21 protein-coding genes are annotated in these 24,497 nt (G+C 74.1%); 17 read left to right on the top strand and 4 right to left on the bottom strand.

The genetic code is table 11. The features are described 5' to 3' along the window. Positions 1-117 precede the first annotated feature (117 nt). A complete protein-coding gene (locus AB0I42_RS13965) occupies positions 118-774 on the top strand; it encodes a CBS domain-containing protein (protein WP_357537296.1) in 657 nt (218 codons plus the stop codon). A 168-nt stretch (positions 775-942) separates the two neighbouring features. Here AB0I42_RS13965 and AB0I42_RS13960 read toward each other — a convergent pair whose 3' ends face one another. Both AB0I42_RS13960 and AB0I42_RS13955 read right to left on the bottom strand, forming a co-directional pair. Continuing rightward, entirely contained in the window at positions 943-1,824 is an 882-nt protein-coding gene (locus AB0I42_RS13960) for a universal stress protein (RefSeq protein WP_357537294.1), read from the bottom strand. A 189-nt stretch (positions 1,825-2,013) separates the two neighbouring features. Continuing rightward, a complete protein-coding gene (locus AB0I42_RS13955; RefSeq protein ID WP_357537293.1) occupies positions 2,014-2,211 on the bottom strand; it encodes a ferredoxin in 198 nt (65 codons plus the stop codon). Positions 2,212-2,544: 333 nt separating this feature from the next. Here AB0I42_RS13955 and AB0I42_RS13950 point away from each other — a divergent pair, with 333 nt between their 5' ends. From AB0I42_RS13950 to AB0I42_RS13940, 3 genes are all read left to right on the top strand, one after another. Next, positions 2,545-3,489 (top strand): serine/threonine-protein kinase, encoded by a 945-nt coding sequence (locus tag AB0I42_RS13950; protein ID WP_357537291.1) that lies wholly within the window; start codon positions 2,545-2,547, stop codon positions 3,487-3,489. 286 nt (positions 3,490-3,775) lie between these two features. After that, on the top strand, positions 3,776-4,885 hold the full coding sequence (locus AB0I42_RS13945; protein ID WP_357537290.1) for a hypothetical protein: 1,110 nt from the start codon (positions 3,776-3,778) through the stop codon (positions 4,883-4,885). Next, a complete protein-coding gene (locus AB0I42_RS13940; RefSeq protein WP_357537288.1) occupies positions 4,882-5,925 on the top strand; it encodes a fibronectin type III domain-containing protein in 1,044 nt (347 codons plus the stop codon). Before AB0I42_RS13945 ends, AB0I42_RS13940 begins: the two co-directional genes overlap by 4 nt. Positions 5,926-6,018: 93 nt before the next feature. Here AB0I42_RS13940 and AB0I42_RS13935 read toward each other — a convergent pair whose 3' ends face one another. Continuing rightward, the gene (locus AB0I42_RS13935) at positions 6,019-6,312 is read right to left on the bottom strand and encodes a hypothetical protein (RefSeq protein WP_357537286.1); all 294 of its coding nucleotides are present in this window, start codon (positions 6,310-6,312) and stop codon (positions 6,019-6,021) included. Between the two features lie 370 nt (positions 6,313-6,682). On the opposite strand from AB0I42_RS13935, the gene AB0I42_RS13930 reads away from it, so the two are divergent. From AB0I42_RS13930 to AB0I42_RS13895, 8 genes are all read left to right on the top strand, one after another. Then, on the top strand, positions 6,683-8,476 hold the full coding sequence (locus AB0I42_RS13930) for a carbohydrate-binding module family 20 domain-containing protein (protein ID WP_357537285.1): 1,794 nt from the start codon (positions 6,683-6,685) through the stop codon (positions 8,474-8,476). Between the two features lie 180 nt (positions 8,477-8,656). Then, positions 8,657-9,502, top strand: coding sequence for a hypothetical protein (locus tag AB0I42_RS13925; RefSeq protein ID WP_357537283.1), 846 nt, complete (start codon positions 8,657-8,659; stop codon positions 9,500-9,502). A gap of 214 nt (positions 9,503-9,716) precedes the next feature. Next, entirely contained in the window at positions 9,717-10,958 is a 1,242-nt protein-coding gene (locus AB0I42_RS13920) for an MFS transporter (RefSeq protein ID WP_357537281.1), read from the top strand. 201 nt (positions 10,959-11,159) lie between these two features. Then, on the top strand, positions 11,160-11,867 hold the full coding sequence (locus AB0I42_RS13915) for a response regulator transcription factor (RefSeq protein ID WP_357537280.1): 708 nt from the start codon (positions 11,160-11,162) through the stop codon (positions 11,865-11,867). Between the two features lie 220 nt (positions 11,868-12,087). Next, on the top strand, positions 12,088-12,963 hold the full coding sequence (locus AB0I42_RS13910; protein ID WP_357537278.1) for an enoyl-CoA hydratase/isomerase family protein: 876 nt from the start codon (positions 12,088-12,090) through the stop codon (positions 12,961-12,963). A gap of 46 nt (positions 12,964-13,009) precedes the next feature. Continuing rightward, positions 13,010-14,035, top strand: a complete 1,026-nt coding sequence (locus AB0I42_RS13905; protein ID WP_357537277.1) for a beta-ketoacyl-ACP synthase 3 — start codon at positions 13,010-13,012, stop codon at positions 14,033-14,035. A gap of 4 nt (positions 14,036-14,039) precedes the next feature. Beyond that, positions 14,040-14,825, top strand: coding sequence for a CatB-related O-acetyltransferase (locus tag AB0I42_RS13900; protein WP_357537276.1), 786 nt, complete (start codon positions 14,040-14,042; stop codon positions 14,823-14,825). Then, complete coding sequence (locus AB0I42_RS13895; RefSeq protein ID WP_357537274.1) at positions 14,822-15,616, top strand: SDR family NAD(P)-dependent oxidoreductase; 795 nt, start codon at positions 14,822-14,824, stop codon at positions 15,614-15,616. The genes AB0I42_RS13900 and AB0I42_RS13895 overlap by 4 nt, the downstream gene beginning before the upstream one ends. A gap of 124 nt (positions 15,617-15,740) precedes the next feature. Here AB0I42_RS13895 and AB0I42_RS13890 read toward each other — a convergent pair whose 3' ends face one another. Beyond that, positions 15,741-16,736 carry a LacI family DNA-binding transcriptional regulator gene (locus tag AB0I42_RS13890; protein WP_357537272.1) on the bottom strand — a complete coding sequence of 332 codons (996 nt, stop codon included), beginning with the start codon at positions 16,734-16,736 and terminating at the stop codon, positions 15,741-15,743. Between the two features lie 308 nt (positions 16,737-17,044). On the opposite strand from AB0I42_RS13890, the gene AB0I42_RS13885 reads away from it, so the two are divergent. From AB0I42_RS13885 to AB0I42_RS13865, 5 genes are read left to right on the top strand one after another with little or no spacing between them, the layout of a single operon-like run. Continuing rightward, entirely contained in the window at positions 17,045-18,664 is a 1,620-nt protein-coding gene (locus tag AB0I42_RS13885) for an ABC transporter substrate-binding protein (RefSeq protein ID WP_357537270.1), read from the top strand. After that, positions 18,661-19,629, top strand: a complete 969-nt coding sequence (locus tag AB0I42_RS13880; RefSeq protein ID WP_357537268.1) for an ABC transporter permease — start codon at positions 18,661-18,663, stop codon at positions 19,627-19,629. The genes AB0I42_RS13885 and AB0I42_RS13880 overlap by 4 nt, the downstream gene beginning before the upstream one ends. Further along, complete coding sequence (locus AB0I42_RS13875; protein WP_357537266.1) at positions 19,626-21,632, top strand: dipeptide/oligopeptide/nickel ABC transporter permease/ATP-binding protein; 2,007 nt, start codon at positions 19,626-19,628, stop codon at positions 21,630-21,632. Before AB0I42_RS13880 ends, AB0I42_RS13875 begins: the two co-directional genes overlap by 4 nt. Next, entirely contained in the window at positions 21,629-22,468 is an 840-nt protein-coding gene (locus AB0I42_RS13870; RefSeq protein WP_357537264.1) for an ABC transporter ATP-binding protein, read from the top strand. Before AB0I42_RS13875 ends, AB0I42_RS13870 begins: the two co-directional genes overlap by 4 nt. A 2-nt stretch (positions 22,469-22,470) precedes the next feature. Beyond that, entirely contained in the window at positions 22,471-24,471 is a 2,001-nt protein-coding gene (locus tag AB0I42_RS13865) for a CocE/NonD family hydrolase (protein WP_357537262.1), read from the top strand. Positions 24,472-24,497 lie beyond the last annotated feature (26 nt).

Here is a 24,497-nt window from a genome sequence, read left to right as displayed (position 1 = left end):
CCGGGCGCAGGTCCCGACCTCTGGCGGACCGCCGGCCCTGGGGCGCCGGCCCGTCACCTGCGTAAGGTCGGGCGGTGGCCGGCAAAGGGGCCGGGCCACGGGACCGGGGAGATCGGGATGCGAACCTGGCAGGTGCGGGACGTGATGACCACCGACGTGGTCGCGGTGGCGGAGGAGGCCGGCTACCGGCGGATCGTCGACGCGGTGGCGGGTCGCCGGGTCAGCGGCGTGCCAGTGGTCGACCTGGACCGGCGGGTCGTCGGCGTGGTGTCCGAAAGTGATCTGCTGCACCGGGCCGGTGCCGGTCTGCGCCGGCCGTGGCCGAGCCGCCGCCGCGCACCCGTCGACGCGCTGACCGCCCGCGACCTCATGACCGCCCCCGCGGTCACCACGTACGGCGACACCGCGCTGGTCGACGCCGCCCGCCGGATGGACCGCGAGCGGGTCCGTCGGCTGCCGGTGGTCGACGACCTCGGCCGGCTGGTCGGCATCGTGACCCGCGGTGACCTGCTGCGGGTGCACCTGCGCCCCGACGAGGACATCCGTGTCGACGTGGTGCGCGAGGTGCTGCACCGCATCCTCGCCCTGCCCGACGTACGGGTCGAGGTGCGCGACGGGGTGGTGACGCTGGCCGGCCCGGTGCCGAGGCGGGCCAGCGCGGTGCATGCCGTGCGGCTGGCCGGTCAGGTCGGTGGCGTCGTACGCGTCGTCGACCGGCTGCACGCCGCCCCGGCGCCCGCTCCCGGTACGCCGGCGACACCGGCCACCGGCTGAGCCGGCCGGCCTGTCCGCCGGCCGAGCTGGTCCCGCCGGCGTACCCGCCGGTCGAGTCGTTCCGGCCGCCCCCAGCCCTCAGTCGACCCGGCCAGGCCGCCCCCCAGCCTTAGCCAAACCGGTCGGGCCGGCCCGGCGGCCGCTCTGCCCGGTCGCCGGGCCGGCGGCTCAGGCGGCCGGCTCGGGCTGCCGCTCGTGTACGACCGCGACCGGACAGCGGGCGTGGTGCAGCATCTGCTGGCTCACCGAGCCGAGCAGCAGCCCGCGCAGCCCGCCGCGCCCCCGTGACCCGACCACCAGCAGTCGCGCCCCGGCACTGGCCTGCATCAGCGCGTGCGCGGGGGAGTCGGCGACGACCTCGGTGCGTACGGCCACCGCCGGATGCCGGTGCCGGCGCTCCTCGACCAGTTGTTCGAGGGACCGCCGCTCGGTCGCGGCCATCTGTTCGACGTCGACACCAGGCGGCCGCCACGGCACCGACGGGATGTTCCAGGCACCGACCACGAGCAGCGGGGCGTCCCGTTCGGCGGCGGTGTCGAAGGCGAAGTCCAGCGCCGTCACCGAGCACGCGGACCCGTCGACCCCGACGACGACGTCACCGGTGGCCACCCCCGGCTCGTCGGGGCGGACGACGACCACCGGGCAGTGGGCGTGGGCGGCCACCGAGACCGAGGTCGAGCCGAGGAGCAGCCCGCTGAAACCGCCGTGTCCCCGGTTGCCGAGGACGGCCAGCGCGGCGTCGCCGGTCAGTTCGGTCAGCCGCTGGTTCGGCGGCCCGTCGGCCAGTACGCCGCGGACGACCACGCCGTCACGGCGTTCGCTGGCCGCGGCCACGGCCGCGTCGAGCGCCTGCTGGGCGGCTTCGCGGGCCCGCTCGTCCGGCCACGGCTGGGCCCCGATGATCACCGGCGGGCTGATCGTGAGCCACTCCGAGGCGTGGGCGACCAGCACGGACCGGCCGGTCCGGGCGGCCTCGTCGAGCGCCCAGCCGAGCGCCGCCTCGCTGCCGGGGGAATGGTCGTATCCGACCAGGATCGGACGTTCCGCCACGGTTACCTCCTCCGCCGCCCGGATACCCCCATCCTGCGTGGCCTACGCCCCCGACGTGCGACTTTCCCCGCCACTTCTCCGTCCGCCCGCGGTCCCACGCTCCGCGATCTTGCACTTGTCGCCCGACAAATCACAACGAAAGGGGGAGACAACCGCAAGATCGCCGGAAAGGAGGGGCGGGGGAGGGGGTCAGTCGTCGGAGATGGAGATCGATCCGGAGGGGCAGGTCGTGGCCGCCTCGCGGGCGTCGTCGAGCTGCGACCCGTCGGGTTCCTCCCGGAGCAGGCGGACGATGCCCATCTGGTCCTGGTCGAACACCTCCGGCGCCAGGAACGCGCACTGGCCGGCGCCGATGCAACCGTCAACGTCCACAGTGACCTTTGCCATGCCCACTCCTACCAGCGGGGCCCACTCCGACCGGCGGGCCGTGACCGGGTGCACGCCGAACAACACGCATCGTACTTCAGTGGCGGCCCGGCGCCAGGGGCCGCGAGTGCCGGTGGCCGCGCGTCCGGCCGTCGCGCGTCCGGCCGCGCGGTGCGTCCGGCCGCCGCGCGTCCGGCCGCCGACGGCCGGGGCGCGGGTACACGTTGGACCGTGCCCCGCGCCGGTCCGGCCGCCCGCCGCAAGATCGAGTCGAACCGGTTTGCCCTGCGTGCGCCCAGGGTAGGGGCTTCGACGGCGGCCGTGTCGCCGGGAAGGAAGGCGGGGTGGGACCGGATGCGGACGTTGGGCGGGCGGTACCAGCTACGGCAGCGCATCGGTGTCGGCGGGATGTCGGAGGTCTGGCGCGGGCACGACGAGGTGCTCGACCGGCCGGTCGCGGTCAAGCTCATCGCGCCCGGCGACCGCGACGACGGCACCGGTGTGGATCCCGTCGAGCGGGTCCGGGCGGAGGCCCGGTCGGCGGCGCGGCTGGCCCACCCCAACGTGACCGGCGTCCACGACTTCGGCCTGTCGACGCCGTACCCGGGCGCGCGGGCGCCGTACATCGTGATGGAACTGGTCGAGGGGGAGACGCTGGCCGACCGGCTCGCCGGTGGGCCGCTGCCGTGGCGCTTCGCGGTGCGGGTCTGCGCGCAGGTGAGTGCCGCGCTGGCCGCCGCGCACCTGCACGGCATCGTGCACCAGGACGTGAAACCGTCCAACGTGATGCTCACCCCGACCGGTGTGAAGGTCCTCGACTTCGGCATCGCGGCGTCGGCCGGCGAGTCCGATCCGCGACTCGACGGCATGCTGCTCGGCACCCCGGCCTTCCTGCCGCCGGAGCGGTTCGGCGGGGCCCCGCCGGCGCCGTCGAGCGACATGTACGCCATCGGCGTCCTGCTCTACCTCTGCCTGGCCGGCCGGCTGCCGTGGCCGGTCGATCCCGAGGTGTGGCGGCTGGAGCAGTACCGCGAGCCCGAGCCGCTGCCGCACATCGACGGCCTGCCGCCGGAGGTCGCCGACCTGTGCTTCGAGTGCCTGGCCGCCGACCCGGCGGCCCGGCCGAGCAGTTTCGTCGCCGCGCTGCTGCTCGGTGACGTGGTCGACGCCCGCGTGTACGTGCCGACGGTGGAGCCGACGGCCCTGCCGGGGCGGGTCTCGCCGTGGAACAGCCGGGCCGCGGCCGAGCCGACCGGCGCCGTGGCGGTACCGGGGCACGTGGGTCGCCACCGCGCCTGACGTGGGGCGCAAGGTGTTTTCCGGGTGGTCGGCGGCGCCCGGTCCGGGTGTCCGGAGGCCCCGCCACCTCGGCTTGGCCGGTCGAGCCGGCCCGGGTGGGCCGGCGGTGCCGTCACCGACCCGACAGTCGGGTTGCGGCGCGCGAACTGTCGAGGAGCCGATTTCAGTCGCGGACCGTCCACCGGCCGTGCGACCTTCTTTCCGGACCCGCCAAACGTCCTAAGTGGACCTGGTGGGTGCCGGGGCGGCGCTGGGGTGCCGCCCTCTCCACGAGAGAGGAAGATCGTTGAAACGACGTATCCGTGCCGCGATCCTGGCGGTACTGGCCGCGAGCGTGGGGCTGGTGGCGCAGGCGAACCCTGCGTACGCCCGCCCCGACTGTGACGTGCCGGATCCGCCGCCGATCTGCGACGGCGCCGGCTCGCACGACCCCGAGGGAGACCTGACCGGGGCGACCCGGGTACCGGCCGGGGTGTCGGTCACCGGCTGGGCGACGGACCCGGACGGTGGCCGGGTCCAGGTGGACATCAGCATCGGGGGCACCAAGGTCGGCACCGTGACCGCCAGCAGCGGCGGCTCGTTCTCCGGCACTGTGCCGGCGCGGCCCGGCGGCACCGTCTGCGCCCGGGCGCTCAGCAACGGCGCGGGGTCCAGCAAGCTGATCGGCTGCGTCAACCTGGCCGTCGCGGTCGACCCGGTCGGCGCCTTCGACCGGATCGAGCGGTCCGGCACCAACCTGGTCCTGCACGGCTGGGCGATCGACGGCGACACCGCCGACGCGATCTGGCTGCACGTCTACCAGGACGGCGTCTTCGCCACCGCCGCCCCGGCCGACCGGGCGCTGTCCGCGCCGCCGGCCGGCTATCCCGGCTACGGCACCGGCCACGGCTTCGCGGTCACCGTTCCGGAACGGCCCGGCGACGGCGAGCACAACGTCTGCGTGTACGCCATCAACGTCGGCGCCGGCACCGTCAACACCGAGCTCGGCTGCCGTACGTACACGGTGCGGCACGACCCGACCGGCGCGCTCGACGAGGTGACCCGGACCGGGAACACCCTGCGGGTGCGGGGCTGGTCGGCCGATCCCGACGAGCCGCAGACCCCGACCGAGGTGCACATCTACGACAGCGGGGTGTTCGTCCGGTCGGTGACCGCGAACGGCCACCGGCCCGACCTGCCGGGCGAGTACGGCCCGACCCACGGGTACGACGTGACCGACCTGCCGGCGAACATGACGCCCGGGCCGCACACCGTCTGCGCGTACGCGATCAACCGGTCGCACGGCGTCCACAACACGCAGCTCGGCTGCCGGAACTACTCGGTGCCGGCTCCGTTGCCGCGCCGACGATCAACCCGTTCGGCGAGTGGGACATCTACTCCAACGAGATCCACGTGAGCTGGACCGACAACTCGACCAGCGAGGACGGATACCGGGTGGAGCGCTCGGTGGCCGGTGGGCCGTGGGTGGAGATCTCGCGGCGTACCGACGCCTTCCGTTCGCTGACCGACCGCAACCTGAGCCCGAACACCCGGCACTGCTACCGGGTGATCGCGTTCAACGAACTGACCGAGGCGGCGGCGGAGGTCTGCGCCACCACCAAGCAGCCGCAGCTGCCGCAGCCGACCGGGCTGACCGTGGTCGGCCGCACCGACACCACCCTGACGGTGCGGTGGACCGACAACGCCGAGGGGGAGGACCACTACCTCCTCGGCTGGGGCCGGCCGACCGACCAGGTCCTGCCGCGCATCATCAGCATCCCGGCGAACCCGGGTACCGGTGAGATGACGTACACGGTCACCGGCCTGGATTCGTCGACCGACTACCGGGTCGCCGTGTCGCCCCGCAAGGCGGGTCACGACGCCGGATCCCCGGTCGACACGACCGCCTGGACCACCGGCGGACCGATCGTCAACGGCTTCACCTCGTCGGTCGGCGCGGTGCAGGCGTGCACCCCCACCGAGGTCACCCTGAACTGGAAGACCACCGGGGCGACCCGGGTCGTCGTCAAGCGGGGCAGCACCACGCTGTCCGACAAGACCCAGTCCGGGCCGGGGGTCTGGGAGGGGTCGGTCTCGGGCGGCAGCCACGACGGCAACGTGCTCTACACGCTGACCGCGTACGCCGCCGACGGCCGCACCGCGACCGCCAACGTCACCGTGTACCGCTCCACCGCGTACCCGCTGATCAAGAGCATCGAGTTCAACAACACCGGCTGGTACAGGCTGGAGGCCTGGTACTACGACCTCTACGACAACCAGCTCCAGAAGATCGGCGACGTGGCGTCGGGTGGAAAGATCAACATCAACCCGGGCCACTGCCAGCTGCGCCGGATCAAGGTGATCGACCCGAACACCGGCCGGGTCGCCTTCCTGACCAACCCGCAGATCGTCCTCGGCCACAACGAGGGCGGCACGAGCCAGGTCGCCGCCGGCTGACCTGATCCGTAACGCCTCCGGCGGGTCGCGCGCGTCGCGGCCCGCCGGTCCCGTCGTGTCCGGTCGCCGTCCGTGGCGGCCGGTCGGCCCGGATCAGTCCAGGGTGAGGTTGCGGACGTCGCCGGACTGCGCAGACCAGCAGAAGACGTCGGCGTAGCCGGTGCCGAAGGTCGTCGTCGGGCTGGTCACCCAGCTGCCGTCGGCGCACTGGCCCTTGAGCTTCCACGGGATGTTGCCGGACCAGGTGCAGTGGGCGTGGGCGTGCCAGCCGATGACCACCGCGGAGCAGTTGCCGGGGATGTAGGCCTGGGCCGGGGCGGCGGCGGCGAGCGCGCCGGCCGTGCCGAGGACGGTGGCGGCGGCCAGGGCGAGGGTACGTCGGAACATCGGTCCTCCGGTGTCGTGCGGATGGGGTGCACCCATCCAAATATCAGTTAACAAACCTGTCGATAAGCGCTCACTCCTTGGGATCGGCTGGCGACCGCATGTGATCAACTTATGCAAGTGCTTGCGGTCCTTGCGGCGCCCAGGTGGGTGATAGTGCCGCGATGTCGCATCTTGCGGTCGCGCTCCCAGCTCTCGGCGAGGTCGATCTGCTGGTGTTCGCCCTGCTGTGCGATCTGCGGGGAAGGTTCTTCTTGACTTAGGTGGGGGTCGATGTCTACCTTCCTTCGCAAGGATTTCCAGCAAGTTTCAGAATGCTTGCTGAAAGGTGTCCCGCGCATCCCTCGAACTCCCGTCCCCGAGGAGAGCTGCCGTGATCGCAACCTCGCGCGCCCGCGACCGGGCCCGCCACCGCCCCCGTCTCCGCACCCGGCTCGGCGCCGCCCTCGCCGTGGCCGCCCTCGCCCTCACCACCGGCCTCGCCGTCACCGGCGCGGTCACCGGGCCGCCCGCCCGGGCGGCCGCCCCCGGCGACAAGAAGGTCACCGCCGTCCTCTTCGAATGGCGGTTCGACTCGATCGCCCGCGAGTGCCGGGAGACCCTCGGCCCCAAGGGCTACGGCTACGTCCAGGTGTCCCCGCCCCAGGAGCACATCCAGGGCCACCAGTGGTGGACGTCGTACCAGCCGGTCAGTTACCGCATCGCCGGCCGGCTCGGTGACCGGGCCGCCTTCGCCAACATGGTCGCCGCCTGCCGCGGCGCCGGTGTCAAGGTCATCGTCGACGCGGTCATCAACCACATGAGCGCCGGCTCGGGCACCGGCACCGGCGGCACCACCTACACCAAGTACGACTACCCCGGCGTCTACCAGGTCCAGGACTTCCACTCCTGCCGGACCCAGATCAACAACTACGGGGACCGCCACGACGTGCAGAACTGCGAGCTGGTCGGGCTGTCCGACCTGAACACCGGCAGCGACTACGTCCGCGGCCGGATCGCCGGCTACCTCAACGACCTGCTGTCGCTCGGCGTCGACGGGTTCCGGATCGACGCCGCCAAGCACATGGCGGCCGGCGACCTCGCGGCGATCAGGTCCCGGATGTCCAACCCGAACGCCTACTGGGTGCAGGAGGCGATCCACGGCGCCGGCGAGGCGGTCAGCCCGAGCGAATACCTGGGCAACGGTGACGTGCAGGAGTTCCGCTACGCCCGCGACCTCAAGCGGGTGTTCCAGAACGAACGGCTCGCCCACCTCAAGGAGTTCGGCGAGAGCTGGGGCTACATGCCGGGCAACCAGGCCGGGGTCTTCGTCGACAACCACGACACCGAACGCGGCGGCGACACGCTCAGCTACAAGAACGGCGCGCAGTACACGCTGGCCGGCGTCTTCATGCTCGCCTGGCCGTACGGGTCGCCGCACGTGCACTCCGGCTACGAGTTCAGCGACCGCGACGCCGGCCCGCCGAACGGCGGCACGGTCAACGCCTGCTACGCCGACGGCTGGAAGTGTCAGCACAAGTGGCAGCAGATCGCCAACATGGTCGGCTTCCGCAACGCCGCCGGCGACGGGGCTGTCACCAACTGGTGGGACAACGGAAACGACCAGATCGCGTTCGGGCGCGGCAACCGGGCGTACGTCGCGATCAACGCCGAGGGTGGCACGCTGACCCGTACGTTCCAGACCTCGCTGCCGGCCGGCACCTACTGCGACGTCCAGCACGGCGACCCGACCCCGGGCGGCGGCTGCACGGGCACGACGTACACGGTCAACTCGTCCGGCCAGTTCACCGCCAGCGTCCCGGCCAACGACGCGGTGGCGCTGTACGTCGGCGCGACCGGACAGCCGAACCCGAACCCGACCACCCCGCCCGCCGGCACCAGCGGTGCGTCCTTCGCGGTGAACGCGACCACCTCCTGGGGGCAGGACGTCTTCGTCGTCGGCAACGTGCCCGGCCTGGGCAGCTGGAACCCGGCGGCGGCGCTGCCGCTGTCCTCGGCGACCTACCCGGTCTGGCGGCGCGACGTCGACCTGCCCGCCGGCACCACCCTGGAGTACAAGTACATCCGCAAGCAGGGCGGCACCGTCACCTGGGAGAGCGGCGGCAATCGCACCGCCACGGTCCCGGCGTCGGGCCGGGTGAACCTGAACGACACCTGGCGCAACTGACCCCCACGCCACTCTGGTCGCCGGTCGGGTGCGGACCCGGCCGGCGACCGCGTTTACCGGGTGAGGCGCCGGGGACTCGACGCGGGATCGGCCGCGTGACACGGGGCGGCGTACCGCCCGGCGCGGCACCGGAGCCGGCGGTCCTCGGGCGTGCCGGCGGATCGGCCGCAGGGAGGACCTATGCGTGATCAACTAGCCATACCCCAGGTGGACATCCGCACCGACGTGAACAACGTGGTCGGCGACATCGTGCGATTCGTCCCGCGGGCGATCGCCTTCATCGCCATCCTGGTCATCGGGTGGATCATCGCCCGGCTGCTGGCCAGGGCCGTCAACGGCATCCTGGAGCGGGTCGGCTTCGACCGGGCCGTCGAGCGTGGCGGCATCAAGCGGGCGTTGGAACGCAGCAAGTACGACGCCTCGGACATCGTGGCCAAGCTCGTCTTCTACGCCGGTGTGCTGTTCACGCTGCAACTGGCGTTCGGGGTCTGGGGCCCGAACCCGGTCAGCAGCCTGATCAACAACATCGTCGGCTGGCTGCCACGCGCGGTCGTCGCCGTGATCATCATCGTCGTGGCGTCGGCCATCGCCAGCGCCGTACGCGACCTGCTGTCCAGCACGCTGGGCGGGCTGTCGTACGGCCGTGTCCTGTCGGACGTGGCCGGCTGGTTCATCGTCGCGCTCGGTGTGATCGCCGCGCTCAACCAGATCGGGGTGGCGACCACCGTCACGACCCCGGTGCTGATCGCGGTGCTGGCCACCGTCGGCGGTGTGATCGTGGTCGGCGTCGGCGGCGGACTGATCCGGCCCATGCAGACCCGCCTGGAGCGGGCGCTGCAGAAGACCGAGCAGGAGGCCGGCCGCGGCGGCGCGCAGCAGGGTGGTGCGCAGCAGGGCGGCGCCCAGCAGGGCCGTGGTGGCATGCGGCAGCCCGAGCCGGCCGGCGCGTCCGCCGGCGGGGGCGACGGCCACCGTTCCGGCGACGGGATGCGGCGGCCGCATTCCCAGCCGGCCGGGCGGCACTGAGTCGCACCCCCGGCCCAGTGGGGTCGGGGCGGTAACCCGGTCGGGTGGCGCGATCCCGCGCTACCCGACCGGTCTGTGTAACCGGTTGGACACGTACCGCTGCGAGACTCGGCGGGCGGTGGTGTTGACAGGCCCGGTACCGGGCCTGTCCAGTAAAGCAATGAATAGACGATTATCGATCTTATTGTCCCCTTCCGGCTCCCCCTACCGGCCGGTGTTCACCCATCCCGTCCTGCGCCGGATCCTGCCGGGTTTCGCGCTCTCGTCGCTCGGCGACGGGATGGCCGTCGTCGCGGTGCCCTGGCTGGCCCTCGAACTGGCCCCCGCCGACCGCCAGGGCACCTGGGTCGCGGTCGCGGTGGCCGCGTACACCCTGCCGGCCGCCGCCGGGGCGGTGCTCTTCGGCCGGTGGCTGCGCCGGCACGGGGGAGCGCGCCTCGCCGGCTGGGACGCCGTCCTGCGGGCCGGGGCACTCGGCGCCATTCCGGTCGCCCACCTGCTCGGCGCGCTGACCATCGGGGTGTTCGTCGCGCTGCTCGCGCTCTCCGCACTGCTGCACTCGTGGGGTACGGCCGGCCGCTACACCCTGCTCGCCCAGGTGCTGCCGGCACGGCACCACCTGGCCGCGAACGCCGTGCTCACCACGCTCGCCGAACTCGCCATCGTGCTCGGGCCGCCGGTCGGCGCCGCGCTCATCGGCGGGATCGGCGCGGTCGGCGTACTCGCCGTCGACGCGCTCACCTTCGCGGTGCTCGCGCTGACGTACCGGTGGGCGATCGCCGCCGGACGCCCGACCCCCGCGCCGGTCGGTGCCGGCGTGCCGGACGCGCCGGCGGTGCCGCGCCCCGACCCGGCCCCCGCCGGGGCCTCCGGCTGGCGGACCATCCGGTCGGACCCCCGGCTGCTCGGGCTGCTGCTGCTGTCGTTCGGCTTCTTCGCGCTGTACGGCCCGATCCAGGTGGCCCTGCCGCTGCACGTCAGCCAGGACCTGGGCGGCTCGGCCGGCGACCTCGCCGCCCACTACACCGCGTTCGGCGCCGGCGCGGTGGCCGGCGGGCTGGTCACCGGCTACCTGCGCCGGTGGCCGCTGTGGCCGCTGACGGTCGGCATCGTGGTCTGCTTCGGGCTGACCCTGCTCCCGCTCGGGCTCGGCGCCCCGCCGCCGGTGGCGCTGGCCGGCTTCGCGCTGGCCGGGCTGTCCTGGGGGCCGTACCTGTCGACCTCGATGGCACTGTTCCAGCGCGTCACGCCACCGGAGTCGCTGTCGCCCGTGCTCGCCGCGAACGGCGCGGTGACCGTCGTCGCGGTGCCGCTCGGGGTGCTGGCCGGTGGGCCGCTGACCGCGCTCGTCGGCGCGCGGTCCACCCTGTTGCTGACGGCGGTGGGGACCCTCCTGCTCGGGCTCGTCGCGCTCGGGTACACCGTGCTGCGGCACCGGGCCGGCCGAATACGGTAGCAGTTCGCTGTTTCGATCGGCGCCGATAGCAAATTGTGAACATGACGTTCCGGGGCTCCGGTGAGGAGCTGGGGCGAGGTGGCGTGGCACCAATCGAAGGGCTATGGTGGAAGCGCTTCTACCAGGACACTACGGGCACACCACGACACCCGAAAAGGGCGATCTTCCGGAGATCGCGACACCCCGAAAAGGTTGTGGAATGTGAAAGTGGTCGAGGAAAACCGCGGCATCCGCGTGGATCCCGGCTCGAATCCGACGGCGCCCCCGGGTGCGACCGGCACGATCCGGCTGCTACTGCTGGTCGACCGGCCGATCATCCGGGACGCCATCCGTGCGCTGTTCGAGGCGGCTCCCGACTTCGTGCTGACGGCCGGTCACGACGCCGGCCGGCCGGTCCCGGCCGGCGTCGACGTCATCCTGGTCGACCTGCAACTACGCGACCGCGACGGCATCGCCGTCGCCGCCGACCTCGTGCGCGGCGACGGTCCCGGCGTGGTGATGCTCGCCGACACGGCCGACGACGCCGACGTCGACCGGGCCGCCCGCGCCGGGGTCCGCGGCTACCTGCTGGAGGACGACGAAACCGCACTGCTGATGGCCGGGGTCAAGGCCGTGGCGGCGGGGGACGCCTGGTGGTCGCCGCGGGCCGCCCGCCACCTGCTGGCCGCCTACCGGCGGGTCGCCGCGGCCGACACACCCCGCCGCGACCCGCAGGTGGCCGGCCTGACCCCGCGCGAGCGCGGCGTGATCCGGCTGATCGCGCTCGGCCGCTCCAACGCCGAGATCGCCACCGAGCTGCTGCTCGGCCGGGCCACGGTCAAGACCCACGTCTCGCGGGTGCTGACCAAACTCAAGCTGCGCGACCGCACCCAATTGGCGGCGTTCGCCCACCGCAACGGGCTGGTGTGAACAGTTCGTTTCGGTGCGGTGGCCCGAACGTTTCTGGAATGTTCGCGACCGGTCGTTTTTCTCCGATGGTCGGAATGCGGTCGCCAGCATTCCGTCTGCCGATGGAATGACAATTCGTCGCACGGCTCCTTCCCGACCCGGGGCAACGGTCATAGGTTGAGTCCGGCCGATCGAATCCACGATCGGCGGAATTCCTCGATCAATTGGAAGGGGCTGTTGCATGTCAGTTTCCCGCGTAGCCGGGTCGGTCGCGACCCGTACCGCAGCCGGACCGGACGCCCCGCCCCCACCCACCCCGGCCCCCGGCGCGGACCCGGCGCCGGCGGTCCTGACGGCCGTCGAGCCGTACGTGGTCCGGGCGACGATCAACCGCCCGGCCCGCCGCAACGCCATCGACCTCGCCGTGATCGAAGGACTCGAACGCGCCATCGACCTCGCCGACGCGACCGGCGCCCGGACCCTGGTGCTGCGCGGCGCCGCCGGCACCTTCTGCGCCGGCGCCGACCTGCGCGTCCTGGAGGAGATGAGCGTCGACCCGCACCGGGTCGAGACCTTCATGGTGCGGCTCGCCCTCGTGCTGCGCCGGCTGGAGACCGCCCGGTTCGTCTCGGTCGCGGTCGTCGAGGGGCACGCCGTCGCCGGCGGCTGCGAGATCCTGCTCGCCTGCGACATCTCCGTCGCCGCCACCGACGCCCGGATCGGCGACCGCCACCTCGAATACGGGCTGGCCCCCGCCGCCGGCGGCTCGGTACGGCTGGCCCGGACCCTGCCCAAGGCCCGCGGCAACTACCTGCTGCTCACCGCCGACCTGCTCACCGGGCGGGAGGCGGCCGACTGGGGGCTGGTCAGCGTCGCGGTGCCACCGGCCGACCTGGAGTCGCGGGTGGACGCCCTGGTCGACCGGCTGGCCGGCCACAGCGCGGACGCGCTCGCCGTGGTCAAGAAGATGGTCTGGACCGCCGACCACGAGCCCCGGCCGGACGCGATGTCCTGGGAACGCCGCCTCTTCCTGCGCCACCTCGGCTCCGACGACGTGTCCGAGGGACTGCGTGCCTTCCGCGAGCGGCGCCGACCGGCGTTCCGCGCCGATGACTGACCCCGCGCGTCCGCCCGGCCCGACGGCCCGACCGCAAGGAGACCCGATGTCGACCTCGACCGTGATCGGAACCGGATCGTACCTGCCCCGGCGCGTCCTCAGCAGCGAGGAACTGGCCCGCCGGGTCGGCGTACCGGAGAACTGGATAGTGGACAAGACCGGCATCCGGGAACGCCGGGTGGCCGCCGACGACGAGGCCACCTCCGACCTGGCCACCCGGGCGGCCCGGCGGGCGCTGCGGACCGCCCGGCTCGACCCGGCCGACCTCGACCTGATCGTGCTGGCCACCTCCACACCGGACCGGCCGATGCCGGCCACCGCCAGCACCGTGCAGGCCAACCTCGGCGCCCGCCAGGCGGTGGCGTTCGACGTCGACGCGGTGTGCAGCGGCTTCGTGTACGCCCTCGTCGTCGCCCACTCGATGCTGAACAGCGAGGGCTGGGCCCGGACCGCGCTGGTGGTCGGCGCCGACACCTACTCGCGGGTGCTCGACTACACCGACCGGCGTACCGCGGTGCTCTTCGGCGACGGGGCCGGCGCGGTCGTCCTCGGCCGGGACACCAGCGGCGGGAGCGGGATCCGGGCGACCACGCTGGGCGCCGACGGCACCCTGGCCGACCTGGTCCAGATCCCGGCCGGGGGCAGCCGCCGACCGGCGAGCGCGCAGACGGTCGAGGCCGGCGACCACTACTTCGCGATGCGCGGCGGCGACGTCCGGCGACTGGCCAACCAGGTCTTCCCGGCCCTGGTCGGCCAACTGCTCAAGGCGGCCTCGCTCGAACTCGACCAGGTCGACCTGATCGCCGCCCACCAGGCCAACGGGACGATGCTCACCGACTGGTCGCGCGAACTCGGACTGCGACCCGGGGTGCTGCACCGCACCGTCGAGCGGTACGGCAACACCGGCGCCGCCTCCGTCCCGGTCACCCTCGACGACGCGGTACGCGCCGGACGGCTCGGCGCCGCCGCCAAGCTGCTGATGGTCGCCTTCGGCGGCGGGATGACCTGGGGCGGCGTCGCCCTCGACTGGGCCGCCGACCCGGCGGTCCTCCGTTCGAACTGTGTGAGGTGAGCCAGTGACCACGTCCGCCCTCGGCGCCGAACAGGGCGCCACCCAGCCGCCGCCCGCCCCGCCGGTCGCCCACGACCTGTCCGGCCGGATGCCCCGCACGATCAACCGGTGGCCGCGCCCGTTCGCGCCGCGCAACATCCTCGGCGTGCTGCGCGCCCGCGCCCGCGGCGCCACCATCAGCCTCAACCAGGTCAAGCTCGACGAGTCCACCGTGGAGCGCAACGGCCTGGTGATGGAGCACGCCCTGCTACGGCACAGCCACGTCGCCCGGTACGCCATCGTCGGCCCGTTCACCTCGCTGTTCAAGGTCCGGGTCGGCCCGTACGCCGGCATCGCCGAGAAGGTGACCGTCGGCGCCCTGCCGCACTGGCCCGAGCTGCCGACCAGCCACGTCTTCCCGGTCAACGCCGAGTTCGGCTTCTGCACCGGGGAGTGGCCCGAGGTTCCGGGCACCGAGGTCGGCGCCGACGCCTGGATCGGCGCGGGCGCGGTGGTACGCGCCGGCGTACGCATCGGGCACGGCGCGATCGTCGCGGCCGGCGCGGTCGTCACCCGCGACGTCGCCGACTACGAGATCGTGGCCGGGGTGCCGGCCCGCCGGCTGCGCGCCCGGTTCCCCGACGACCTGGCCGGACGGCTGGTCGCGCTGCGCTGGTGGGACTGGCCACCGCCGTTCCTGAAGGCCAACATCGACCTGTTCCAGCGGCCGCTGACGGCCGATACCCTGACCGCGCTGGAGGAACGGGCCCGGTCCCTGCCCGGCCGGCCGACCGACGGCGGCGCACGGTGACCGCCGGCACCGGCCAGCCGGTCGTCGCCCCGCCCGCCGGGGCGGTCGCCGACCGGGTGGTGGTGGTGACCGGCGCCAGCCGGGGCGTCGGCCGCGACCTCGCCCGGGTCTTCGCCGGCCACGGGGCCCGGGTCGGCCTGCTGGCCCGCAGCCGCGACGCGCTCGACGACCTGGCCGGCACGCTCACCGCCGGCGGCGCCGACGTCTTCGCCGCCGCGTGCGACGTCGGCGAACCGGACTCGCTGGCCGGGGCGGTCGACGCCGTGGCCGGCCACTTCGGACGGATCGACTCGGTCGTCGTCAACGCCGGCATCTCGCCGGTCGCCCGCCGGGCGCATCACCTGCCGATCGAGGCGTGGCACGACGTGCTGGCGGTCAACCTGACCGGCGGGTTCGTCACGGCGCGGGCGGCGTACCCGCACCTGGCCCGCTCCGGCCACGGCCGGCTGGTGTTCACCACCTCGGTCATGGCGGCCACCCCGCGGCGCGGGCTGAGCGCGTACGCGGCGTCGAAGGCCGGCCTGGAGGGGCTGACCCGGGCGTTGGCCGCCGACTGGGCCGGTGACGGCATCCTGGTCAACGCGGTCGCGCCGGGCTTCTTCGACACCGGGCTCGGTGCCGCGTTCCACACCTCGCAGCGTCTGCGCGAGCAGGTCGTGGGCCGCACGCCGGTGGCCCGGTTCGGCCGGGCCGACGAACTGGCGGCGGCGTTCCTCTTCCTCGCCGGCGACGCCTGCGGCTACCTGACCGGCCAGGTGCTCGCGGTCGACGGCGGCTACGGACTGGGCTGACCGGCCCGGGCACCCCCCGCGCGGGAGCGGTACGTTCCCGCGCGGGGCCGCCGGTCCCGCGACCGTGCGGGACCGCCGCCCGCGACCGTACGGAGCTGCCCGCCCGCGACCGCGGGCCGCCGGCTCACGTCGTGTCGCGCTCGACGAGCGTGAGGCGCAGCACGATGTGCCGCATGCTGCGGTCGGGATCGGACAGTTGGTCGAGCAGCGTCTGGACGGCGATCGTTCCGCTCTCCTCCAGCGGCTGCCGGACCGTGGTCAGGCCGAGCGGCTCGGCGACGTCGCTGTCGTCGAAGCCGACGACGGCGAGGTCGCCGGGCACCCGGAGGTCACGTTCCCGGGCCGCCTTGAGCACCCCGACGGCGATCAGGTCGTCGTGGGCGAAGATCGCCGTCGGCGGCTCCGGCAGGTCGAGGAGTTCGTGCGCGGCCCGGCGGGCCGGCTCCACGCCGTAGTCGACCCGGCGGACCAGGCTGTCCGGCAGTGGGGTGCCGAACCCGGCGAGGGTGCTGCGGAACGTGTCGAGCCGGGCCTCCTGCGGCAGGGTGGCCCGCTGGCCCTTCTTGCGTTCGGTGACGCAGCCGAGCCGGGTGTGGCCGCGGGCGTGCAGGTGTTCGGCGACGATCCGGCCGCCCTCGGCGTCGGCGATGGCGACGCTGCTGAAGCTGGGATGTTCGAGGTCGACCAGCACCGTGGGCAGCCTCTGCTCGACCAGCCGGTGCGCGACCTTGGGGTCGACCGGCAGCGACATGATGACCAGCCCGTCGAGGCGGCGGGTCAGCGGGATGGTGGACAGCGTCGGTGAGGTGGCCGCCGCCGAGCCCTGGTCGTAGACGACGATCTCCCAGGGCAGGTCCCGGGTGGCGCGCAGGACGCCGTTGAGCCGCCGGGCGAACGAGGGGTACGACGTGAACGGGGCCATCACCCCGATCCGGCCGACCCCGCGCCGGGCCCGGGTGACCGCCTCGGTCTTGGGCAGGTACGACAACTCGTCCGCGGCGGCGAGCACCCGATCCAACGTGGACTGGGTGACCCGTACCGGGTTGTTGAAGGCCAGCGAGACGGTGGAGATGCTCACGCCCGCCCGCCGGGCCACGTCGTAGATCGTGCTCGCCGCCAAGCCGGTCTCCTCCCGTCGAAGTCCTCGCCCGTCGAAGTTCTTCGACAGTCACTCTACTCGACGCTTCGACGACCCCGGCCGGCGGCGTTAGCCCGTCCGGCGTACGTCTCCGGGCGTACGTGCGGGAGCGGTCTTCGCAGCCAACCGCCCGATTTTCAGGTGAATTGCCCTGATCATCCGGCGGCAGCCCGGACTCTTGACGGTCTGAGTAACTCCGGCGTAACCTCCTCGACACGCTCGAAGTCCTTCGATCGTAGTAGTTCCGTCGAGGTCGATCCCGCGAACTACCTCTCGGGATGGAGGTCGCCATGACCCAACAGCGTCTTCACATAACCCCCGCACCGGGCCTGTCCCGGCGACGCCTGCTCTATCTGGGCGCCGCCGCGTCCGGCGCACTGCTCACCGGCTGCACCGGACCCGGTGCCGGCGGCACCGGCGGGCCGGCGACCGGCACCCCCCGCACCGGCGGCGCCGCGGTCGTCGGCGGGCTCGCCCCCTTCACCACCTTCGACCCGCAGAACGCCTCCGACGCCATCGGCGTCACCCGGCACCTCTTCGACTCGCTCTACGAGGTCGACGAGACCTCGCCCGAACTGGCCGTCCGGCCGGTCCTCGCCACCGCACCGCCCACCCGGACCACGCCGACGGCCTGGCAGGTCACCTTCCGGACCACCGGATTCCACGACGGCACCGCGATGACCGCCGACGACGTCGCCTTCTCCGTCCAGCGGGTGGCGGCCCCACCCGACGGCCAGGTCTCCTTCTACAGCCAACTGCTCGGCTTCGTCACCGGCGTCCGCGTCGTCGCCGCCGACACCATCGAGATCACCACCGCCCACCCGGTCAACGACGACGTCTTCGCCCGCCGGCTCGCCCTGCCCGCCCTCGGCATCGTGCCGAAGGCGCTGGTCGAGGCCCAGGGGGCCGAGTTCGGCACCCGGCCGGTCGGCAGCGGGCCGTACGAGTTCGTCAGCTACCGCGAGAACCAGAGCGTCGAACTGCGCCGCTTCGCCGGCTACACCGGCCCCAGCGGCGGCTGGTTCGACACGATCAGCTGGCGGGTCCTGGTCGACGACACCGCCCGCGCCTCCGCGCTGCGGGCCCGGCAGGTCGACGTCGCCCAGAGCCCGCCGTTCCGGGACCTCGAACTGCTACGCGGCAGCGGCTTCGAGGTGGTCATGGCACCCACCCCGGCCGCGGTCTTCCTCACCTTCAACTGCGCCAAGGCCCCGTTCACCGACCCCCGGGTCCGGCAGGCCCTGCACTACGCGATCGACCACGACTCGATCACGCAGATCGCGTACGCCGGCAACGCCGCCTTCGCCACCTCGGTGCTGCCCGACTGGCACCCCGACCACGCCCGCCCCACCGCCGTCTTCGACCGCGACCCCGACACCGCCCGCTCGCTGCTGGCCGCCGCCGGCGTACCCGCCGGGCTGAAGGTCGTGTTGCAGGCGCAGCAGACCGGCTACATGCAGCAGACCGCCACCGTCATCCGGCAGAACTGGCAGGACCTCGGCCTCGACGTCGACCTGCGCATCGAGGCCGGCACCACGCTCGCCGGCAAGATCCTCGGCGGCGGCGACTTCGACGCGGTGATCAGCAGCGGCAACCCGGTCGGCCAGTCCTTCGACGTACCCGGCGCGCTCAGCTCCTTCTACGCCCCCGGCGCCTTCCGCGACAAGTTCCTGCGCTGGTCCGGCCCGGCCGCCGACCGCTTCGCCCAACTGCTCGACACCGCCCCGGCCCTGCCCGCCGACCAGGCCCCGGCCCGCTACGCCCAGCTCCAGCAACTGCTCGCCGACGAGGTGCCGACCTACCCGATGCACTTCCTGTCGGTGCCCAACGTGGTCGACACCGGGGCGGTCGCCGGCCTGGGCGCCCAGCGCTGGGAACACCTCGACCTGCGCCGGGCATGGCGGGCATGAGCGGCACGGCACGCGCGCTGGCCGCCGTCACCCGGCGGGCCGCCTCCGGCGCACTGCTGCTGGTCGGCGCCTCCGTCCTGCTCTTCGCCCTGGTCGACCTGGCCCCCGGCGACCCCGTCCTGGCCCGGTTCGGCTTCCAGGCCGCCGGCCTGTCCGACGAGGACCTGACCCGGCTGCGCCACGAGTACGGGCTCGACCGGTCGCTGCCGCAGCGGTACGTCGACTTCGTCCGCGACCTGTCGGCCGGCGACCTCGGCACCTCCGCCCGCAGCGGCCAGCCGATCGGCGACCTGGTCGCCCAGGCGTTCCCGGTGACCGCGTCGCTGACCCTGGTGGCCGCCGCCGTCACCGCCGTACTCGCCCTCGGGCTCGGGATCACCGCCGCGCTGTACCGGGGCCGCTGGCCGGACCGGCTGATCACCGCCGCGTCCGCCGTCGGGCTCGCCGCCCCGGTGTTCTGGGTCGGCCTGCTCGCCATCGACACGTTCGCGATCGACCTGCGCTGGCTGCCCGCCGGCGGCTACCAGCCGGTCAGCGCCGGCCTCTGGCCGTGGCTGTCGACCCTGCTGCTGCCGGCCGTCACCCTCGCCCTCGGCGTCGCCGGCATCCTGGTCCGGGTGGTCCGCGCCTCCGTCGCCGACCAACTCGACCAGGACTACGTACGCACCGCGCTGGGCGCCGGCCTGTCCCGCACCCGGGTGCTGTGGCGCAACCTGCTGCCCAACGCCCTCGTCACCCCACTGACCGTCTTCGGCCTCTACGTCGGCTACCTGCTCGCCGGCGCCGTGCTGGTCGAGGTCGTCTACGCCCTGCCCGGCATGGGCCAGCTCCTGGTCAACGCCGCGATCGACGGCGACTTCGCGGTCACCCGGATCGTCGCGCTGGTCACCATCGCCGTCTTCCTGGCCGTCAACCTGTGCACCGACGTCGTCGCGATGCTCATCGACCCGAGGACCCGGACATGACGCCACTCTCCGCCCGCAAGCTGTCCGGCCGCATGCGGCGGCTGCTCGCCGCCCCGACCGCCGGCCTCTGGCGGCGGCTGCCGACCGGCGCCCGGGTCGCCGCGTTCGTCGTCGCCGGCCTGGTGCTGCTCGCGGTCCTCGGACCGGCCGTCGCCCCGTACCCGGCGACCCGCAACCTGGTCGGCCCGCTGGCCGCCCCGCCGGACGCCGCGCACTGGTTCGGCACCGACGTGTACGGCCGCGACGTGCTCTCCCGGATCATCCACGGCACCCGCGTCTCGGTCGTCGCCGGCCTGGTCACCCCGCTGCTGGCGCTGGCCGCCGGCACGGTCGTCGGCGCCGCCGCCGCGCTCGCCCCCGGCCCGCTGCGCCGGGTCCTGGAATGGCTGCTCGACCTGCTGGTCACGTTCCCCGGCATCGTGCTCGCCGTGGCGCTGGCCGCCCTGCTCAGCCCGGGCCTGCCCACCACCGTCGTCGTACTCGGCCTGCTGTTCGCCCCGGCCGTCGCCCGGGTCGTCCGGGCCGCCGTCGTCGCCGAGTACGGCAAGGACTACGTCCTCGTCGGCCGCTTCATGGGCGCCGGCCCGGCCTGGCTGCTCGCCCACCACGTCGCCCGCAACGTCGCCGGCCCGGTCCTGGTCTTCACCAGCTCGCTGGCCGGCACCGCCGTGCTCACCGAGGCGTCGCTGTCGTTCCTCGGCCTCAGCGTGCAGCCACCGACCCCGTCCTGGGGCAACGTCGTCAACGACGGCCGCGACCTGATGGCCTCCGGCGGCTGGTGGGTGACCACCTTCGCCGGCCTGGCCACCCTGGTCGCCGTACTCGCCCTGTCGGTGCTCGCCGACGGCCTGGCCGCCGCGCTCGGCACCACCGCGCCGGGGGAGGCGGCCCGCGCCGGCGGCGCGGTCGCCGCCGGGCCGGGCGGCGCACCGGCCCGGTCCGGCCGTCCGTCCACACCCGGGGGTGCCGGGCCGGCGGCCCCGGCCGGACCGCGTGCCGCAGTGCCGGCCCGCCGCGGCGAGCCGCTGCTGGCCGTACGCGACCTCGGCATCAGCTTCCTGGCCGCGAACGGTGGCGCCGAGGTGCTGTCCGGCGTCTCCTTCGACGTCCACGAGGGCGAGAGCGTCGGCCTGGTCGGCGAATCCGGCTCCGGCAAGTCGCTGACCACGCTCGCCGTCATGGGGCTGCTCCCGCCCGGCGCGACGGTCACCGGCTCGATCCGCTTCGCCGGCCGGGAACTGACCACGATGCCGGCCCGGGAACGCCGCAGACTGCTCGGCACCGGCCTCGCGATGGTCTACCAGGACGCGCTGTCGGCGCTCAACCCCGCCATGCGGGTCGGCACCCAACTCCGCCAGGTCTGCCGGCGCAGCGGCCGGCACCGCCCCGCCGACCTGCTGCGGAGAGTCCACCTCGACCCGGCCAGGACGCTGCCGGCCTACCCGCACCAGCTCTCCGGCGGCCAGCGGCAACGGGTGCTGATCGCCATGGCCCTCGCCGGCGACCCGGCCCTGCTGCTCGCCGACGAACCGACCACCGCCCTCGACGTCACCCTCCAGGCCGAGATCGCCGGCCTGCTGCGCGAACTGACCGCCGGCCGCGGCCTGTCGATGCTGCTCGTCTCGCACGACCTGGCGTTCGTCGCCCAGCTCACCAGCCGGGTCAACGTCATGTACGCCGGCGAGGTCGTCGAGGTCGGCCCGGTCGCCCCGGTGCTCGCCGACCCCCGGCACCGCTACCTGGCGGCGCTCACCACCGCCATCACCAGCCTGGAACGCGGCGTCCGCGCCGACCGGCCGCCCGGCGGCGCCGTACCGCAGCCCGGACGCTGGCCGGCCGGCTGCCGGTTCAGCGGCCGGTGCCCGTACGCGACCGCCCGCTGCCGGGACACCGCACCGGGATGGGCCGGCGACGGCGAGCGGGGCTTCGCCTGCCACCACCCGGCCGGGCTGCCGGCCGGCCCGCGACCGGTCGCCGTGACCAGCGGTGGTGAGGCCCGGTGAACGCCACCGGCCCGCTCGGCGTCGACGGGGTCGGCGTCGAGTTCCGCGGCCGGGGCGGTCGGGTCACCGCCCTGCGCGACGTCCACCTGCGGGTACGCCCCGGCGAGGTGCTCGGCGTCGTCGGCGAGTCCGGCTCCGGCAAGACCACCCTGACGAAGGTGCTCGCCGGGCTGCACCGGCCCACCACCGGCGACGTCACCCTCGCCGGGCAGCGGCTGTGGACCATGCCGGCCCGGCAGCGCCGTGCGCTGCTCGCCCGGACCGTCGGGCTGGTCTTCCAGGACCCGGCGTCGTCGATGAACCCGCGACTGACCGTCGGCGCGATCATCGAGGACCCGCTGCGGATCCAGCGCCGCGGCGACCACACCGACCGGCGGCGACGGGTCGGCGAACTGCTCGACACCGTGCAACTGCCCCGCACCGTCCTCGACCGGCGGCCCGCCGAGATCTCCGGCGGGCAGCGGCAGCGGGTCGCGGTCGCCCGCGCGCTCGCCCTCGGACCGGCGTTCCTGCTCGCCGACGAACCCACCTCCGCGCTCGACGTGTCGCTGCGCGCCCAACTCCTCGACCTCCTCGCCGACCTGCGACGCGACCACGGGCTCGGCATCCTGCTCGTCTCGCACGACATCCAGGCGGTGCGCTACCTGGCCGACCGGGTCGCCGTGATGTACCTCGGCCGGGTCGTCGAGTCCGGGCCGGCCGCCGCCGTCATCGACCGGCCCACCCACCCGTACGCCGGGCGGCTGTTCGCCGCCGTACCCACCCTCACCGGCGCCCGGACCGGCCCGGCGGACGGCACCTCCCTCGACAAGCCAGGCACCGGACGGAGCGAATGACCATGACCGACAGCGACCGTGAGCCGTCCGCCCGCTACCGCGTACGGGTCGTACGCGACGTACGCATCCCGACCGACGACCCGGCGGTGACCCTCGCCGGAGACCTGTTCCTGCCCGACGGCGCCGGTCCGGTCCCCGCCCTGGTCTCGGTGCTGCCGTACCGCAAGGACGGGCTCGGCGGCATCGGCGGCTGGGCCTCCTACCACTGGTTCGCCGAGCGCGGCTACGCCAGCCTGCTCGTCGACTTCCGCGGCACCGGCTCCTCCGACGGCGAGCCCCGCCCACCCTTCGACCCGGCCGAGGCCGACGACGGCGTACGCGCCGTCGGGTGGGCCGCCGCCCAGCCCTGGTGCGACGGCACGGTCGGCATGTGGGGCGTCTCGTACGGCGCGGTGATGTCGCTGCGTACGGCGGCCCGCCGGCCCCCGGCGCTGAAGGCGATCATCCCGGTGCTCGGCATGATCGACCCCGGGTACGACTTCGTCCACCCGCACGGCGCCCGCGGCTGCCTCGGCTCGCTCGGCATGTGGGGCCTGAGCACCCTGCTCAGCCAGTTGCTGCCGCCGCTGCACGGCCACGACACCGTCGACGAGCAGCGGCGCTGGCGGCGCCGGCTGGAACACGCCGAGCCCTACCTGCTGGACCTGCACCGGCACGGTCCCGGCGACCCGGTGTGGCGGGAGCGGGCGGTCGACCCGGCGGCGGTCGGGGTGCCGGCGTTCTGCGTCGCCGGCTGGCGCGACCTGTTCTGCGACGGCTCGATCCGCGCCTTCGAGCAGTTGCCGGGCCCGAAGAAGCTGCTGGCCGGCCCGTGGATGCACACCCCGCCGCACGAGTCGCCGTTCGAACCGGTCGACTTCCACACGCTGGCGCTGCGCTGGTGGGACCGGTGGCTGCGCGGCGTCGACGCGGGGACCGGTGACGAACCGGCGGCGACCGTCTTCGTGCAGGGTAGGCCGGATCCGGCCGCCCACGACTCTGCCACCGGCAGCCCTGTCACCGACGGCCCCGCCGGGCGGTCGGCGTGGCGGGCGTACGAGTCGTGGCCGCCGCCGGCGAAGGAACTGGCCCTGGCCGGCACCCCCGGCGGCGGCCTCGGCCCGGCCACCGACACCGGCCACGACCCCGGCGCCCCGGTCCTCGGCACGGTCCGGCCCGATCCGACCGTCGGGGCGCTCAGCGGGCTGTGGGGCGTCCCGACCACCGGCTTCGGCCTGCCGCTGGACCAGCACGACGACGACCTGCGCGCCCTCGCCTTCACCGGCGAACCGCTCACCGCCCCGGTGCTGATCGCCGGCCGGCCGGTGGTCACCGTCGAGGTCGCCGGCGCCGCCGGCGACCTGGTGGTGAAGCTGACCGACGTCGACCCCGACGGCCGGTCCACGCTGATCACCGCCGGCCGCGCCGGTGCCCCGCCCGGTCCGGCCGGTGACGCCGGCCCGGCACCGGCCGGCGGGCCGGTCCGGGTCGTCCTGGTGCCGACCGCGTACCGGCTGCCGGCCGGGCACCGGCTGCGGGTCGTGGTCGGCGGGACCGACTTCCCCCGGCACTGGCCGGGCGCCCCGACGCAGACCCGGCTCACCCGGCTCGCGCTGGCGGTGCCGGTGGTGTCGGAGACCGAGGGCACGCCGGTGACCCCGCCGGTACCGGGACCGCCGCCGGCCGGCACCGCGTCCCTGCACCTGCGCGGCACCCCGCGCTGGGACGTCACCCGCGACCTCATCCGCGACGGCGTCACCGTCACCGTCGGCGAGGACGTCGCCGCGTACGCCCCGCAGCGCCAGCACGTCCTGGAGGTGTGCAGCACCATCGCCGCCAGCGCCCAGCGGGACCATCCGGCGGCGGCCCAGGTCCGGGCGACGTCGACCGCGACCGCCCGGATGAGCACCGGCGAGACCGTCGTCGTCGAGGTCGGGGTGCACGTCACCGCCGACTCGGCCGGCGCGACCGGCCGGGTCACCGTCGACGGCGTCGAGACGTTCGCCCGCCGCTGGACCGCCTGACCCGAACCCCGCGACTGCGACCGAGA

Source organism: Polymorphospora sp. NPDC050346, from assembly GCF_040655695.1.
Taxonomy (GTDB): Bacteria; Actinomycetota; Actinomycetes; order Mycobacteriales; family Micromonosporaceae; genus Polymorphospora; species Polymorphospora lycopeni.
The sequence above is the reverse complement of the archived record's forward strand: the minus strand, read 5'-3'. Positions and strand labels throughout refer to the sequence as shown.